The sequence below is a fragment of the Candidatus Manganitrophus morganii genome (assembly GCA_021651055.1).
Lineage (GTDB): Bacteria > Nitrospirota > Nitrospiria > SBBL01 > Manganitrophaceae > Manganitrophus > Manganitrophus morganii.
Window position 1 is genome coordinate 270796 of sequence record JAJHOH010000001.1, and the last position, 15773, is coordinate 286568.

A 15773-nucleotide genomic window follows, 5' to 3' on the forward strand; every position below is an offset into this window, starting at 1 on the left:
GCGATTTTCATGCGCTGCATCTCTGAATTTGCCGGCGGGCCTCCAGCCGGGCCCCGCGGTCCGCTGAGATCACATCGTCCAGCGTACGAATCGCAGTGGGCAAATGGGCATCCATGGTGCGACGGATCACCTTGTGAATATCGAGAAAGCCGATCTTCTCCGATAAAAAGGCTTCGACCGCCTCTTCGTTGGCCGCATTGAGAACGGCCGGAACCGATCCCCCCGCCTTGAGCGCCTCATAGGCGCAGGAGAGGAGTGGAAACGCTTTCAGATTGGGCTTTTCGAAGGTGAGCTGCCCCACTTCTTCCAAGCTGAGCGAAGGGAGAGAAAGCGGCGCCCGCTCCGGATAATGAAGCGCATAAGAAATGGGGACCCTCATATCAGGGAGTCCCATTTGGGCAACGACCGATCGGTCCACAAATTCTACCATGGAATGGATAATGCTTTGATGGTGGATCACAACGTCAATTTTTTCAGGAGGCGCGTCGAAGAGCCACCGCGCTTCCATAATTTCAAACCCTTTGTTCATCAGGGTGGCGGAATCAATCGAGATCTTCGGACCCATCTTCCACGTCGGATGGGCCAACGCCTCTCTGGGAGAGACGGTCCGCTTCGCCTTGTTGGAAAAACGAAGAAGCGGCCCCCCCGATGCCGTCAGGATGATTCTTCGGACATCTTGGAGCCGCTCTGAAACCATCACTTGAAAGATCGCGGAATGCTCACTGTCGATCGGGAGGATCTGGACCCTTTTCTGCCGGGCCTCGCGCTGGATGATCTCCCCCGCCATGACCAACGTTTCCTTGTTGGCCAGCGCCACGCTCTTGCCGCTTTGAACTGCGGAGAAGGTCGGAAGGAGCCCCGCTCCTCCCACCATGCCCGAGACGACCAGATCGCTCTCGGCCATCCGGGCCACTTCCACCGTTCCGGCCTCCCCTGCCAATACCTCGACGCCGGCTCGCCGAAACTTCTTTCCAAGGGCAAGGGCGGCTTTTTCATCCGACAAAGAAACAACCTTCGGCTTAAACCGCCGGATTTGTTCTTCTAGCTTAACATTGTTGGATCGGGCCGTCAAACCAACGACCTGAAAGTGATCGGGAAAACGACGGATAACATCCAGCGTATTGGTGCCGATCGAACCGGTTGAGCCGAGGATCACGATTTTTTTCATCAGGTCTCTCTATTTAAACCTAGCTGCTGAACCTAGCTTCCTACCCCTTCACCCAAAAGAGGTAATAATAAAGGACCGGGGCGGCAAAGGCAACAGAATCCAGCTTATCGAAAAGACCGCCGTGGGCCGGAATCAAGGCACTGGAGTCTTTGACGCCGGCGCTTCGCTTCATCATCGATTCCGCCAGGTCCCCTAATTGGCCCATCCCGCCGACAAGAAGAGGAATCAAAATGAAATCAACCCCTTTAAAAATGGGAAGAAAGGTGAATTGGGCCGCGAGCGTTCCAAGAAAGCTTCCGAACAAACCGCCGATCGCCCCCTCGATCGTCTTGTTGGGACTCACTTCCGGATAGAGTTTATGCTTCCCCATCGACCTTCCGACGTAATAAGCGGCCGCGTCTCCCGCCCAGACAATCAGAAGAAGGAAGAGAATCAACGCGCTTCCCTGAGCCATCTGCCGAAGGAAGATGAGGTGGCTGAGAAAGCCGGAAATATAAACGATCCCCAGGAAGACGGCAGCGGAATGAGTCAGTGTCATCTTGATATCGCGAAAAGAAAAGAGGGTGACGATCAAAACGGCCATCAACGAAAGGGTGACGAGCGCCGGACCAGATCCCCCCCCCCAGAAGAGATCGGCCCGATAAAAACTCCAAGAGAAAAGAAAGCCGAGCCCTAAACCGGTGAAGATCGGAACCCTCTCCCGATCCTGAAAAACGAGAAGGTAGAATTCGTATTGCACCCGAAGAATGACCATAGCGGCAAAAAGGGAAAAAAGAAGCGGTGGGAGGTATCGAATAAGAAGATAAAGAATCGGGAGAAGCACGACGGCCGTCGCGAGACGGCTCGACTTAAAATTCACGCTCTTCTCCCCCCTGAAGGTCTTCCAACAATCGTTTCACGGAAGTACCCGGGGAACCTTCCTTTCGAGGGACGCCTGGATGAGAAACCTGTTCCGTCACCAAGCCGAATCGACGCTCTCTTCCCTGGTAATCGAGCAGGGCCAGGAGGAAGTCTTTCCGCCTGAAATCGGGCCAAAACGTTTTGGTGAAAAAAAGCTCGGTATAAGCAAGCTGCCATAGAAGAAAATTGCTGATCCGGATCTCGCCGCTGGTCCGGATCATGAGGTCGGGATCGGGAATCTCCTGCGTATAGAGATAACGGGAGAAGAGTGTTTCATCCAGATCTTTGATCGAGATTTTCTCTTCCTGAAACTCCTCCATCATCCGCCGGACCGCATCGACCATCTCCGCCCGGCCGCCATAGCTCAATGCCAGGATCAGCGTCATTCTTTTATTTTTTTCTGTTTTCTCTTCAACCGATCGGATCATCCGGAGCACGGAAGAGGGAAGACGTTCGATCTGTCCGATGGTTCGAAAGCGGATCTCGTTCTCCATCATCGTCTTCAACTCTTGCTTTAAGTATCTCTCCAAAAGCATCATCAGTTGGGATATTTCCGGAACCGGACGGTTCCAGTTTTCATTCGAGAAAGCAAAGAGGGTCAAGGCTTCTATTCCCAATTTCCGGGAGAACGTCACGATCTCTCGGACCGATTGGATTCCCCTTCGATGGCCGGCGATACGGGGAAGGTTTTTCTGGGCGGCCCACCGGCCGTTTCCATCCATAATGATCGCGACATGTTTTGGAAGATTTTGGGGATCGAGCATTGCGAAGAGCGCTTCTTCGCTCAATTTCTCCGAATCCTTCATCCGATCAGCCATCAATCAAACTTTCCTACAGACAAGGTGAGAAATTAATTCGGCTGCGCCTGTTGCCTTTGGAAGAGCTGGTATTGCAGATGTTCCAAGATTAAATCACTCTCTTCCGATTGGACCACCTGGACCGTCATCTCCGAGAGAGATTTCCCCGTTTGCGTATTCTGAATCTCAAGCTTCATCAGAAAACGGCCCTCTTCTTTGGAAGTGGTCAGTCGAATCAGGTAGAGCTTATTTCGCTTTAATGCATCACTCGCGTTCGTTTGCAGAGGGAGAAGATCGACTCGGAATCGTCCCGTCTCCGAGAGCGCGGAGACCAATTCGGTCGCCAAAAAATCGGGTCCGTCCGAAGAAAGGGAGGTTACACCGACCGGGATTCGGGCGGCGGAGAGGCGGACCAGGTCTCCCACACGAATCGGCTCGGTGATTGAGATCTTTCGGGCGCTCAGATGATCCCCCTCCACCTGATCGACCTCAATCATCCCAATCTCCTCTTCGAATCGGCCCAATTCAACCCCCGTCACCGGATGATAAAAAGACTCCTTTTCCCTGTAGACGGTTAAGAGGACTCCCTTGGTGACCCCTTTTTCTTTCCCCAGGTTAACGATCACAATTTCATTATCAACCGAGGTCACCGATCCATTCACCTTTGGGAAATAGGTCAAGACGGTCTTCGCGATGTCGTCGATATTTCCCTGGACAACACCAGGATCTATTGCGGCAGATCCATCACGGGAGGAAAAGAGGAAAAAAAACGAAATAAATAGGACAGGGAGAGAAAGGAATTTTATTCGTCTCAATTTTGTTACTCCGGTCTCCTTCTTTATCGGAGGATACAAGTTTTTGAGAATATGCTTCTGAACGGAAAAAGTCAAATGTTTTATGAGGATCGTGAGGATTTCACAACTTCCAATCGGGCTGTCAGGAGACCGCGTCAATCGATTCGAAACACCTTTCGCCTATCTTGTATTTCTTTCCTCTCTCTGGAGCTGGAGCTGCCTTTTCACGACGTAGTGGATAATATGTTCCCGGTCGGTCTCTTTGATTTTCCGGAACTCAATGGCAACCTCATATTCACCGGAAAGCTCTTCGTTATCGGAGCGAACGCACCGGACCACCTCTCCCATCAAGCTCATTTCACGGAATGGAAGAATCGGCAGAATAAATTCAAATTCGAGGATGCCTCTCGCTTTCACCTCCTTCGCAGTGGAAAATCTCATTCCGGTCGCGCTCAGATCGATGATCACCGCCTGATAGGGGAAAATCTCCGCATCTTTTTCTTTTGTCAGAGCTTTAAAAAGATAGTTCATTTTCCAATCGAGCCAGAGAATCAGCTCGATGATCTGCGGGTTCAATCCCTCCTCGGTTCCTCTCGTCTGCGTCAGATCAAAAGGAGGAAGGGAAGGAACATGATGGATCTTTTTTTTAGGGTTTCTTTTAGGGGCGGCCGGATCAACAATCCGATAGATGACGGGGCACTCCGCAGCGACACGGATATATCCTCTCCGGTTCGCGCCGCTTTGGGAAGCTTCATCGTTTTCTTTATCGTCGAATTCCATCAATTTGAGATCCCCCCCGCGCTCCGACCGCAGACAACGGCGGACTCTCAATTCGATTCCGTCCCTTCTTTTTGGCGGCATACAACGCCTGATCGGCCAATCGGAAAAGATCTTCCGGTGTTTTGATCAACGAGGCGGGACACTGAGCGATTCCCATGCTGATTGTAATGCGGACAGTTTGATCGCCGCACTGAAAGAGCGCGGTCCGGATGCGCTTCCGAATTCGTTGCGCCGCAATCATCGCTTCCTGAAGATTTGTCTTCGGCAGAACCACGACCAATTCATCTCCGCCGTAACGGGCGACGGTATCGACATCACGAACGCTCTTGATGATGAGCTGAGAGATTTCCCGGAGCACCTGGTCGCCGACCAGATGTCCGAAACCATCGTTGATCTCCTTGAAATTATCGACATCAATGAGGATGAGCGCCAGAGACGTCTCGTAACGCGCCGTTCTTTTAAACTCTCGATTGACCACATTCAAAAAGGCGCGCCGATTCAAGAGAGAGGTTAATTCATCTTTAGACGCCAACTCCTGCACTTCCTGATGAATCTCGGCATTTCGAATGGCCAATGAAATAGAGGTCGAGATCATGGCAAGAATTCTCGATTGATAATCGTTAAATACCTCCTTCGAAAATCGAATCAACCTCAAAATCCCGATCTTTTCCGTCGCGACCCGGAGGGGAACCAATATCTCAGCCCCCCCCTTGCGAACAATCGGTCCCGATGGAAGATCCCCCTTCTCAAGCAGCTGTTGCGCGCTTCGGATGGTGTCGGAGGAGACCCGCTCGAGAAAAGCAGCCGACTTTTGTTGATCGGTATAGATCTGCACTTTCTGCCCGTTTTTGAGAAAGAGACAAGCGATGTCATACGGAATAACTTTTCGCAAATTGACGGTCAGTGATTGTGCGACTTCCTCAATTTCGAGCGATTCGCTTAAGGTTTGATTCAAGGTATAAAGCCGTCCGAGATCGTCGCTCCACTTCTGGAGATGATTTCGATCCTCCTCCAACTGTTTGTATGCAGAATCAAGCCGATCGGAGAGTTGAAGGATGCGGGTCAGTTTTTGTCGATTCTTTAAACCTTGCCGAATCATCCTCTCCAGTCGATCGAGAGGGCAGGGTGTTTTCAACATGTCGAAAATCCCGGCTCGAAGAAGCGCAGCGGCCTTATTCCCATCCGAAACGACTTCGGAAAGGAGAACACAGGCGGTGGATTGCATCGAGCGGAGCTTTTTCAGGAAATCGAAAATAGACGCGTGAGAAAGACCCCCGTCTAAAACAATGACATCAACTTTTCCGATATCGATTGCCTTAAAGAAAGACCCGATCTTCGAAGCCGAAAGAGAAGAAACGCCAAAACCGCGGCTTTTTAAAAACGAAATCTCTCCGTCTATTTTATCGAGGTTCTGGTGAATCAGAAGAATATGAGCCGATTCTTTCATTATGAGCCTGCTCCGGGATAACAAATTCTCTCAAGATATATGCAATGACTATACCAAACTAGGCAAGAATGATTTCTTCTTCTCTCCGAGCACTTTTATCGCAGGAAAATATTTATCAGAAGGGATTCTTACTTTACCTGATTGATGGGACCGGTCCGAGTATAAATTTGCAGGAGCTGACGTTGGAGGGCTTGGAGCAATTCCAAGTTTCTATTTTCCCCTCCTAAATTTTCATCAGGAGGATTTTCTTTCATTTTCTGATGGACCATCTTCAACTCATCGAAAAGCTTTTTGTTTTCCTTGATTAACTTGATCCGTTCAACTGCATTTTTGACGGCGATATAAAGCTCCTCGATTCGGAAGGGCTTTGTTAAATAATCGTAGGCCCCCTCCCGGACCGCCTCGATGGCCGAGTCAAGGGAGGCATACCCCGTCATAAAGATGACGATCGTTTCGGGAGATCTCTCTCGAATCTGCCGGAGCAATTCGATGCCCCCCATCCCAGGCATCTTAAGGTCCGTTAGAACGAGGTCGAAATGTTCCGCGTCAAACATTTGACAGGCCTGACGGCCGTTTTTGGCGATTTTGACCTGAAAGCCGCGACTCGCCAAGGCAATCCTGAGGACCTCTTGCGGTCCATCTTCATCATCCACGACGAGGATTTGAATCGACTCTTGTCCCGGCATTTTTTCCCCTGTATTGCTTATCTTCTCCACCTAATATGGAGGTGCAAGATCTTCGCCTGGTTATCTTTCCTCGGATTGGGGAATTTCCTCTAATCTCTTTTTCGCTTCGGGAGAAATGGTCACACGGTCGCGAGAAGACAAACTTTCCTGTTCTTTTGAAATTGATTCAACTTCTTTCGAATTGAAAAGGTAAAAGTACGTTCTCAGAACATTATGGATTTGATGAACGGTCATTTCGATGAAGACCCCGGCGTAAGGGCACGCTATCTTTCAACAGAATGATTAAACCGCGATGCTTGTTCTAACTTTTTCGTCGACTAACAACACGGATGTAGGCGAGAGGAATCGGCAGGAGTTATCCTCCGGAATGCTGGTGATAGGCTTGAAACATTTTCTTTCCATCATTGTAATTCTTTTGCAGCGCTCCCATCTTCTCCTCGATCAACGATTGCATCTCTCCATTCATTTCGAGGCATTGACGAATCAGATCGGACCAGCGCACCCGCTCGGAGAGGTCGGTCATAAAGGTATCATCGAGCGCCATCAACTCTTTCAGCAGCTCTTCGCGGCGCTCCCCGATTTGAGCAATGCGGTCCCATTCATCGTTTCTAACGCTTTCTAACATCTGCTGTGTTAATACTCTGAACATCTCATACTCTTTGATGAGCTCCTCCGCACCCATGGCGCTAGACCTTTCCATAACTGCCTGTAACGGTCTGCTGCGGGTGAGGTTCAGGAGCGCTCTCCGCCACCGTTTGCTGAAGGTTGATCGCAGCCCACCCGCTTCTTAACTCGGTCAGTAGCTGTCCCACGTGGCTTAAATCCTCCGGATTGTTGTCGATACTGGCATTGAGCAACTCAACGGTCATGTGCGCGTATAAAAGCCCCAGGCTCGCCGCGATTTCCCCGCCCACTTCATAGTTCAAGCTGCTGGCCAGTTCCCCGATAATGGCAATCGCCTTGGAAACCGCCCGGCCTTTTTCTGAATAATTTTGATCGAGCATATATTCATTGGCGGAATGAACCGCTTCGATCGCCCCGTCAAATAACATCAGTATCAACTTGTGTGGGTCGGCGGTAGGCGCCGCGGTTTGGAGGCTGGCCTGAACATAGGCGTTCATCGGGTAATTGGGACTGAGATTCATTGTGTCGGCTCCGTCGTGTTGGTGTGAGTGGCGCTCCTTTAAATGGCGTTCAGACAAAATATCATCCGCCGGATGAGTCGCTTCCGTTTGTGATCGCCGCGAGCCGCTGCGATAAAAAGTTGCCGCTCGCCTGAAGTTGTGAAATCGTCTGCTCCAAGGCGGAAAATTGCCTTCTGTAGGTCGCCTCGATCGTTTGAAGCCGGAAGGTCAGGTTGTCGATGTTCCTTTGAACCCCCTTGCTCGAAATGTTCAGCCCATCATTGCGCGCGGGAATCTGGACATTGATAAAATCGGTCACCGTCTCTTCAAGCGCCTCCGCCATGCCGTCAAAAGTATCGATCACCCCCTGTCGGTCGGCTTCGATTGCGGCATCCAAAATTTCTGTGTCCAAAGAAAGCGCCCCTTGCGAATCATGGCTCAAGCCGAGGCTCGCCGGGCTCTTTCCGGCATAGAGGGAGGTGATCGCTGAATTCAATCGATTGATAATTCCATTCGCGGTGCTGTCCCCCGCCAGAAGAACCGATCTCCCCGGCGTGGGTTTAGAGAGACCTCTGGCAAGCCCCATAACCGTGTTATACGCCCCGACGAATGCGTTGACATTATCCTTTATCTTTTGTGTATCCTTCGAAACGGTGAGGGTCAATGTGTTCCCGTCCGAGTCGTTTAATAAATTCAGGGTGACCCCGGTGAAAATGTCGGTGATGGTGTTGGCGTTCCGGGTAATGGTCAACCCATCTACCAGCAAAGAGGCGTCGACCGCCGCTTGGGATTGCGTCATGTTGGTGATACCGCCGGTCACCGCCCCGGCCGCATCATACGTTGCGTTCAGGGCGAGTTTGGAAAGTCCCGTCGTATCCGACTCGGCCCCTGCCTCCGAATAGACCCCGTCATTGTCTTCATCCGCTTGGAGGATGATCCGGTTGGACGCCCCAGTAGTGTTCGAGGAGAGGATGAGTCTGTACCCGGTTCCATCGTTCACAATGGAGGCCGTCACCCCCGCCTCTGCGTCGTTAATCGCGTCCCGTACGCCGTTCAGCGTATTATTCGTCGCATCGACCGTCACCTCGACGGCGGTAGTAGAACCGACCTGTATTCTTAGCTTCTGCGACGCAACCGAGGAAAGATCGGCGACTTCAGATCCGTCCGAAAGAAACGTCTCTGAATAAACGCTTTGTTTCGTGGCGAGATTGCTTACCCTGATATTATACGTCCCCTCCGAAGCGGAGGTATCGGCGGTGGCGGTGAAAACGGCTGAATCCGAGGAAGAAGCGGTCATCCCCTCGATCGATGCCGATTTAAGGGAAGAAAGGGAGGTCTTCAACTTGGAAAGGGTGCTCGAAAGATTTCCATAGGCGGTGATCTTCGATTCAAAAGCGGCCTTTCTGTTGGTCAGCGACTGAAGCGGCTGTCTTTCGACAATCATCAACTGACTGATAATAGTAGTGGTCTCTATGCCGGTGATGTTGGATAACATTCCGGAAAGGGGGTTCGTCGCCATTTATGCCTCAAGGTGGAATAGGGTTTTGCTGTTTTCTAAAAGCGTTTCCGCCATTTTCAAATACTCTGCCGGCGGGATCTGTTTGACGACATTCCCTTCAGCGTCTTTAATTCTGATCACCACATTCTTGTTCTCATCAATCGCAAAAAATGCCTTAAAAGCGATGGTTTCAAAGTTTGTGGCTGCAGGAGCACTTTGAGCATCCTGATGCTTCGCGCTGATCTGCGCTGCCACCTGTTCTTTTTTTTGGACGTTCTTCCCACCCTTTTTGGTCCGGCCAATCTCGGGAACAATGGAGGGAGAGCCCGCGTCTATGCTTTTTATCTCCATATTATCTCAAAAGGGGGTGGGGAACCCCCACCCCCCTTCCTCCTTGACTGAGTTATGCTCCTTGTAATAGCGCCAACACCTGCTGAGGCAGGGTGTTCGCTTGAGCGAGGATCGAGATACCGGCTTGCTGTGTGATGAGCGATTTTGTTAAGTTCGCGGTTTCTGCCGCGAAATCGGTGTCCATGATTCGGGATCTCGCTGCAGTGGTATTTTCATTGGCATTCATGATGTTGGCAATGGTCGACTGAAGCCTGTTCATGACGGCACCGAGTTTGGATCTTTCGGCGTTGAGGCTGTCCAATCCCTGCTTCGCCGCCAAGATCGCCAGGTTGGCGCTCCCGACCGTATTGACGGTCACCGAGTTGATCGACGCGCTGCCGCTGATCGAAATCGACGCGGCCGCAGAGCCGAAACCAAGCCCGAGGGTATCCGAGGCGGCGTTGGTCGCCGCGCTGGTTGTCCCCAAGGGGGTGCTGACGATGATCTGTCCATTCTGCCCCGCGGAGACACTCCCTCCGGTTGCCCCGAAGTAAGCGACCGCCGCGCTCCCCGCTCCGGCGTTCACCGTTGCAATGGCCACGGTGATCGCCGCGCCGGTCGTATTGACCAGCGCGATGCTGGCGGTATTCGCAGAACCGACATCAAAGGTGCCGAGCACAATGGCATAAACCCCCGTGGAGGCTGTTTTGGCGTTGATCGCCGAAGCGAGGGCGGCGGCCACCACGGAACCGCTCGAAAGCGCCCCCAACGAGGTTGAGCCGATGGCGATACCATTGATCGTAATATAGCCGCTGTTAACATCGCCTGCGCTCGCGTTACCGGTCGCTGCGGTTCCGACATAGGCATTCCCGAAGGAAAATGCGGTCACATTAGTCGACCCGGTAAATTGATTGACCCGGTTAATGATGGAGAGACTGTTGTTCTTCGCATCGCTTTGGGTAATGGCGTTTCCTAAATCGACCCCGGCCAATGTCGCGGACGCTGAGATACCGTTCGCCCGGAGGGTGGCCCCCGCGACCGCACTCGCGATCACCGTTCGGTTAGTGGCGGTGTCGGTAAAATCGGTCCTCGATGACTGGACACCCAACGTGTCGGGCGACACGTTGGTGGTCGAGATCGAGATTGTCTCATTGACCTCGATCCCCACCTGGAAGGCGCCGCTGAACGCCTGGTTCAAGAAGGTTTCCCCATTGAATCGGGTCTGGCTGACCACCCTGTTCAATTCAGAAACCAGCTGGGCGACCTCCTGGTTCATGGAACTCCGATCGGTCGATGTATTGTAGCTCGCCGCCTGGTTGGCCAATTCATAAATTCTCTGAAGGTTGTTGAGCATCTCCCCCATGGCACCTTCCGCCGTCTGAGCGAAAGAAACGCCGTCGTTGGCATTTCTCGCGGCGACGGTGAGACCGTTGATCGACCGGGTCATCCGGGTGGCGATGGCCAAACCGGCCGCGTCGTCCCTGGAAGAGTTGATTCGAAGGCCCGAAGAGAGGCGCTGCATCGACGTCATCAACGGTCTTTCCGTTTTAGATAGGTTCCCCTGCGCGATGACTGAAAACATGTTGGTATTAACTGTTAAAGCCATGAAAAGTCCTCCTTGAATTGTGTCGGGCCGGAACGCGCGATAAAACGCCCCAGACACCGCCGGGCCTCCTTGCCCGAATGATTAAGACCCTGTTTCTCTTCTCCGAACGGGATTCCATAGGAATAGTGTTCCCGCTCCCTTTACTTATCGGTTCGGAAAAGAAAAACTTTAGGTTCGGCCGGAGGCGGCCGGCATCAATAGAGGCTCCCTGTGGCTATATTGCGTATCATTCAGAATGACTTGTTTTCCCACACGAATTTTGGCATTGATGACCAGCGGCGCCATAAAATTGGCGGTCATTTTAAGGGGGTCTTCTTGAGGAACATTCACAATGACCAGCAAGGCGAGCGACTCTCCCCCGTCAATTTCAAGATGCTTGAACTCTTCCAAGGGGACTTGAGGTTTGTAATCCGGATTGAAGAGCATCGGATCGGTCACGACAAAAGCAAGCTCCGGGTCCTCCACCGCTTGGAGCCAACCCAAGGGATGTCCTATATCATTCTCGATGAGGAAATACCGTTTCACATTCGGAAATCCCGGAATGCCGTCCGGAAAAGTAATCAGCTGATCCGATTCCACCTTCAGAGGTCCCAATTTCGCGCTGTTGACTTCGATGACCATCGACTCCGATCTCCTATTCGGTTTCCATACTTGTGTAAGGCCTCCCGCTTGTGCATCACACCTTCAATAGATCTTTTGCGAACTGCATGAAGTTCTCGTCTTTCGGAAGCTGTCCAACCCATTTGGCGAAAAACCGGACTCTCCGTTTCCACGTATCATCGGAATCTGAGACCTCGTCGCCGGTAACAGGATTGAACGTGTCTTTAAACAAAACACCGAGACATTCCGGAAGATATTGCGGTGGATGATTTTTCTCTTTTGCGGAAAGACAAAAATCGACCTCGACAAGATGATTCGCGATCCCTTCATCGAATCCCCCGATCGATTCAAAGAGCGCCCGCGCCACGCCGATCATCCCCCCTCCGACGAACTCCGGATTCTGAAATCCCTCATTCGCCCAAATCTCCGTCATGATTCGATAAGGGGCCGCATTGAAATCAAACGCCATCCCAAGACAATAAGGGGTCATGTCGACATTCCGGATCGGCGCTCCCGCGATCCCCTCCTGGATGGCCTCCGGCCACCCGGTCCCTTTAAGATAAAGAACCCCCGGCTTCATAAAAATGAAACGATCGCCCGTGGCGCACTCCGCCCCCCGGTTGTAAAGAAACGGAAGACGGTCATCGTTGGCCTCTACGATCCTCAGATCGCCGGAAAGCGCCGGGAGGAATGGCTTCATCTCCTCATCGTTCACAACGATCACCACTTCCCAATCGGGCCATTGAACTTTTTGGGCGAGGGATGTCATTGTCGCGAGGAGCGCTTCAGCGTCGGAACCGGAAGGGACGATCACGCTGACGCGGCCCGCAACAGCTTCTTGCAATTTAAGCCGTTTCGATTTTGCGCGCCCGCTCCGCGTCTCAAAAATCGTCCCCATCACCTCGACCGCCCGCTCGACTGACTTGCCGTCAATTTTATAAAAATATTCCTTCAGATATTGATCCACTTTTACCGTCACCTCCGGAGGGACGCCGCTTTGAACCGTATTCAGCAGATTCGACCAATTCCCCGGGGGAAAGGCGGTTTGAGCGATCCCCATCTTGACGTAATAGTCATCCAGGGTATCCGCCGTCGGAAGGGTGAAAAGGGGTTTCCCGAAGGCCAGGGCCTCGATCGCCAGGGTGGTTTTTCCCAACGACACGCAGTAATCCGAGATGGCGATTAATTTATAAGGGTCGTACATGTAATAAAGAGTAGCCGACGGATAGATCTCCTTGAACATCGCTTCGATTTTTTCATACGCCCCCTGTATCACGTTGGGATGCCACTTAAAGAGCAGCACCGCCTCCGAATCGAGTTGGTCCAGACCTTTCAGGAAACTCTGCCAGTTCTCTCGATCGACGATCCCCCCATATTTAATATCGACCAGAAAAAGAATGACCTTCTTATCGCCGGGGATGGACAGCTCCTTCTTGATCTGATCGACCGTTCCCGGGGAGCCATACGTCTTGATGGCGCTGTCGATATGGGTGTTTCCGATCAAAAACATTTTATCGTCCGAGCAGAGATATTCTTTTAATACCTCCTTCGTTTTGTTTCCCCACAATAAATCGACATTCGAGTATTCGGTATGAACGATGAGCCCAATGTAGTCGTTGTAGTAATCTCCCTCCTGAAACGTCACGAAGGGAACCTTTTTTCCCCGGGCCAGATGTCCGATGATTTGGCCCCATCGATTACACTCATGGTGGGCGATGAACATATCCGGATTTTCCACCTCAATATACTTCTCCATGCAGAAGTACTCTTCAACGAGGGAATCGAAAAACCAGCCCTGCTTGAACAAAGACCATCGACTGAATCCATCCCATTTATAACTGGTCTCCGTCCAGCGACCGGACAATTCGATGTGGGTCTCTCGGATCTTCTGTCGCACGTCCGCCGTCATATAATCGGTAAAATACTTAAAAGAAAGATTTCGTTTGATCAAATCCCTTTCGAAGGGATAGTCGGACAAGGGGACGATGAAAGTGATCTCCCCTCCCTGCTTTTTAATCTCCTCCCGAAGCGGGATGAAAAACCGAGTATGGTGGGGGAGCGCCAGAAAACAGGCAATCTTTTTATTTTTCAACTTCATGGAATGTCCTCACGCAACGATTTAAGATATCGACGACCCCCACCTTTTTTCTCTTCTCCTCATAGGCTTTCTTCAGCGACGCCGTGAGGTCTTCCAGACGGTTCTTAAAGTTCACCCCATTCACATCCGGGAGCGGATCATAACAGGGGTTATACACCCACGCTTTAATACCGTATCGGGCGGCAAATTCCAACGGCACGACATAAGTTGGCGCAATCACCACATCGGAGGTCATTACAATCGGGACCAGACTCGGCTGCTCTACCAAATAGAATCGACAACCGATCTTCCGGATCGGATCGAAGAAGAGATCTTTTATGATTTCGTCTTCCTGCAATTCTCGAATTACGAAATCCCGCTTCAATAAAAACAACACCACCGGTATCTTCGATTCCTCGAGCGCCTTAAAAACTTCGATAATCTGCGGCCTGAGTTTTCCATGGTTGCAAACGACGACCCCCAACTCATCCCGGCTTATTTCGATTTGAGAATTGTAGATATGGTTTTTATACGTGTCCTCGATGGTGGAAAGGGAATAGATGTCTTTCTCCTCCGTCAGCAGGTGGATCTTTTCAGGAGCGATCCCCATCTTGACATGGAATTCCCTTTCAAATTCCTTCCGGACGATAATCGCGTCCATCAACTGCGGCATCAACTTCACCCCGTTGAAAACAGGATAAAGCTGATAACCGACCACCTTGATCCCGGCTTCCTTCGCCATAAAGAGGAGGGTGGTGTAAAAAATATCGGTCTCCTCCCACGGCGCGTCGTCATGAGACATCAACGGGAACATCACCACATCGGCGTCGACCGTCTGTATCTCGGGAAAAGCGCAGGTGGAGATATGCCCCCAGAAGTCGTCGAACGCGGCGGTCTTCCATATTTCCAGATCGGTCTTCGGCAGGCAAAGATCATGCGTATATTGAACGAATATCTTTGCAAGGTTATCCCGATAGTCAAACGTGAGCGGCAGAAACTTCGGCTCGACAAACGTGACGACAATAGGATGATCCGGGCCGAGTTTTTGATTCAGGTCGTCGCAAACCTCTTTGGAATTGGTGATCAGCTCCACCCGGAACGTCTTCGACAATAATTTCACCAGGTTCCCAATCCTTCCTTGGGTCGTTTCATAATCTCTTTGGCCGATCGGCAACAATAACTTTTTCATCAATGCTCCTGTTGATTCCGCGGGCAGTCGATTTTGTCGATAATCTCATACGCTTTTTTGAGCCATTCATTCCGGGCGGCGTAGGATAACTTCCGGACGAGCGCTTTAATCTCGACCTGCTGGAAGGCGAGCCGATACGACGTCGGAAGGAGATTTTCGTAGACCTCTTTTAAGACCCCTTCGTGGCTGTATCGATAATCATAAACCGCCGCGTCTCCATTCCCCTTCGCCAACAGATAATGGATCAGCGTCTCCAGCATCTCGTCATATCTTTTTTGGTCCATCAGGAGAAGCGCTTTGATAAAAAGAAAATCGAGATAATCTTTTTTGACGGAAAGCCCTTGATCGACATATCGGCAGGCCCCCTCGAAATCGGCCTGTTCCAGCGAGAGAACGGCGAGGGTCGATACGATCCCCAAATAGACCGGGTTGTCTTCCCGTATTTCTTCCTGGGAGACCTGCGTCAGCGCCCTTTTTAGCGTCTCCCTGGCCGGATCCTTCAAGTTCAATTTAAGATAGGAGAGGCCCGAATGATAATTGGCCGTATACGATTCAGTCGTCATCTGATTTTCCTTCGACGAGCGCCCATGTCAGCGGCGCTCCTCTTTGAATGTGACACTTCTATTTTTTCCCAAGGACCTTTCCAAGGTATTTTGGGGCAAGGCAAATCCAAACCGAATCGACCGGACGTTTTCCTCGGTAAACATCTCCCCGGCCTTGATCTCCTTCACGACAAAGAAGTTGCTCCTTTTTGGAAATCATGCAGTCGGAATACAT

The 15773-nt window shown here is 51.4% G+C and carries 16 protein-coding genes; all 16 read right to left on the reverse strand.

What is annotated here, in order from left to right:
• Positions 1 to 7: 7 nt before the first annotated feature.
• The 16 genes from MCM46_01195 to MCM46_01270 all read right to left on the reverse strand — a co-directional run bounded on the left by MCM46_01195 (position 8) and on the right by MCM46_01270 (position 15559).
• Positions 8 to 1168: a 1-deoxy-D-xylulose-5-phosphate reductoisomerase gene (locus MCM46_01195; protein MCG3110412.1), complete on the reverse strand. Its 1161-nt coding sequence runs from the start codon at positions 1166 to 1168 to the stop codon at positions 8 to 10.
• A 40-nt stretch (positions 1169 to 1208) separates the two neighbouring features.
• On the reverse strand, positions 1209 to 2027 hold the full coding sequence (locus MCM46_01200; GenBank protein MCG3110413.1) for a phosphatidate cytidylyltransferase: 819 nt from the start codon (positions 2025 to 2027) through the stop codon (positions 1209 to 1211).
• Positions 2017 to 2886: an isoprenyl transferase gene (locus tag MCM46_01205; GenBank protein MCG3110414.1), complete on the reverse strand. Its 870-nt coding sequence runs from the start codon at positions 2884 to 2886 to the stop codon at positions 2017 to 2019. The genes MCM46_01200 and MCM46_01205 overlap by 11 nt, the downstream gene beginning before the upstream one ends.
• A 32-nt stretch (positions 2887 to 2918) precedes the next feature.
• The gene (locus tag MCM46_01210; protein ID MCG3110415.1) at positions 2919 to 3545 is read right to left on the reverse strand and encodes a hypothetical protein; all 627 of its coding nucleotides are present in this window, start codon (positions 3543 to 3545) and stop codon (positions 2919 to 2921) included.
• Between the two features lie 294 nt (positions 3546 to 3839).
• Positions 3840 to 4439, reverse strand: a complete 600-nt coding sequence (locus tag MCM46_01215) for a PilZ domain-containing protein (GenBank protein MCG3110416.1) — start codon at positions 4437 to 4439, stop codon at positions 3840 to 3842.
• Positions 4423 to 5886 (reverse strand): diguanylate cyclase, encoded by a 1464-nt coding sequence (locus MCM46_01220; protein MCG3110417.1) that lies wholly within the window; start codon positions 5884 to 5886, stop codon positions 4423 to 4425. The genes MCM46_01215 and MCM46_01220 overlap by 17 nt, the downstream gene beginning before the upstream one ends.
• Positions 5887 to 6014: 128 nt before the next feature.
• Complete coding sequence (locus tag MCM46_01225) at positions 6015 to 6572, reverse strand: response regulator (GenBank protein MCG3110418.1); 558 nt, start codon at positions 6570 to 6572, stop codon at positions 6015 to 6017.
• A gap of 355 nt (positions 6573 to 6927) precedes the next feature.
• Entirely contained in the window at positions 6928 to 7221 is a 294-nt protein-coding gene (locus MCM46_01230; GenBank protein MCG3110419.1) for a flagellar protein FliT, read from the reverse strand.
• Positions 7222 to 7258: 37 nt separating this feature from the next.
• Complete coding sequence (gene fliS, locus MCM46_01235; GenBank protein MCG3110420.1) at positions 7259 to 7717, reverse strand: flagellar export chaperone FliS; 459 nt, start codon at positions 7715 to 7717, stop codon at positions 7259 to 7261.
• A gap of 61 nt (positions 7718 to 7778) precedes the next feature.
• Positions 7779 to 9215, reverse strand: a complete 1437-nt coding sequence (gene fliD / locus MCM46_01240; GenBank protein MCG3110421.1) for a flagellar filament capping protein FliD — start codon at positions 9213 to 9215, stop codon at positions 7779 to 7781.
• The gene (locus tag MCM46_01245) at positions 9216 to 9545 is read right to left on the reverse strand and encodes a flagellar protein FlaG (protein MCG3110422.1); all 330 of its coding nucleotides are present in this window, start codon (positions 9543 to 9545) and stop codon (positions 9216 to 9218) included.
• Positions 9546 to 9597: 52 nt separating this feature from the next.
• Entirely contained in the window at positions 9598 to 11130 is a 1533-nt protein-coding gene (locus tag MCM46_01250; protein MCG3110423.1) for a hypothetical protein, read from the reverse strand.
• A 168-nt stretch (positions 11131 to 11298) separates the two neighbouring features.
• The gene (locus MCM46_01255; GenBank protein ID MCG3110424.1) at positions 11299 to 11751 is read right to left on the reverse strand and encodes a flagellar assembly protein FliW; all 453 of its coding nucleotides are present in this window, start codon (positions 11749 to 11751) and stop codon (positions 11299 to 11301) included.
• A 55-nt stretch (positions 11752 to 11806) separates the two neighbouring features.
• Positions 11807 to 13828 (reverse strand): hypothetical protein, encoded by a 2022-nt coding sequence (locus MCM46_01260; GenBank protein MCG3110425.1) that lies wholly within the window; start codon positions 13826 to 13828, stop codon positions 11807 to 11809.
• On the reverse strand, positions 13812 to 14996 hold the full coding sequence (locus MCM46_01265; protein MCG3110426.1) for a hypothetical protein: 1185 nt from the start codon (positions 14994 to 14996) through the stop codon (positions 13812 to 13814). The genes MCM46_01260 and MCM46_01265 overlap by 17 nt, the downstream gene beginning before the upstream one ends.
• Positions 14996 to 15559, reverse strand: a complete 564-nt coding sequence (locus tag MCM46_01270; protein ID MCG3110427.1) for a hypothetical protein — start codon at positions 15557 to 15559, stop codon at positions 14996 to 14998. Before MCM46_01270 ends, MCM46_01265 begins: the two co-directional genes overlap by 1 nt.
• Positions 15560 to 15773: the final 214 nt, after the last annotated feature.

Coding starts and splice junctions, on each gene's coding strand:
- MCM46_01220 (MCG3110417.1), bottom strand. CDS start 5,886: ATGAAAGAATCGGCTCATATTCTTCTGATTCACCAGAACCTCGATAAA.
- MCM46_01205 (MCG3110414.1), bottom strand. CDS start 2,886: ATGGCTGATCGGATGAAGGATTCGGAGAAATTGAGCGAAGAAGCGCTC.
- MCM46_01245 (MCG3110422.1), bottom strand. CDS start 9,545: ATGGAGATAAAAAGCATAGACGCGGGCTCTCCCTCCATTGTTCCCGAG.
- MCM46_01195 (MCG3110412.1), bottom strand. CDS start 1,168: ATGAAAAAAATCGTGATCCTCGGCTCAACCGGTTCGATCGGCACCAAT.
- MCM46_01260 (MCG3110425.1), bottom strand. CDS start 13,828: ATGAAGTTGAAAAATAAAAAGATTGCCTGTTTTCTGGCGCTCCCCCAC.
- MCM46_01215 (MCG3110416.1), bottom strand. CDS start 4,439: ATGGAATTCGACGATAAAGAAAACGATGAAGCTTCCCAAAGCGGCGCG.
- MCM46_01230 (MCG3110419.1), bottom strand. CDS start 7,221: ATGTTCAGAGTATTAACACAGCAGATGTTAGAAAGCGTTAGAAACGAT.
- MCM46_01265 (MCG3110426.1), bottom strand. CDS start 14,996: ATGAAAAAGTTATTGTTGCCGATCGGCCAAAGAGATTATGAAACGACC.
- MCM46_01250 (MCG3110423.1), bottom strand. CDS start 11,130: ATGGCTTTAACAGTTAATACCAACATGTTTTCAGTCATCGCGCAGGGG.
- MCM46_01225 (MCG3110418.1), bottom strand. CDS start 6,572: ATGCCGGGACAAGAGTCGATTCAAATCCTCGTCGTGGATGATGAAGAT.
- fliD (MCG3110421.1), bottom strand. CDS start 9,215: ATGGCGACGAACCCCCTTTCCGGAATGTTATCCAACATCACCGGCATA.
- MCM46_01270 (MCG3110427.1), bottom strand. CDS start 15,559: ATGACGACTGAATCGTATACGGCCAATTATCATTCGGGCCTCTCCTAT.
- MCM46_01255 (MCG3110424.1), bottom strand. CDS start 11,751: ATGGTCATCGAAGTCAACAGCGCGAAATTGGGACCTCTGAAGGTGGAA.
- fliS (MCG3110420.1), bottom strand. CDS start 7,717: ATGAATCTCAGTCCCAATTACCCGATGAACGCCTATGTTCAGGCCAGC.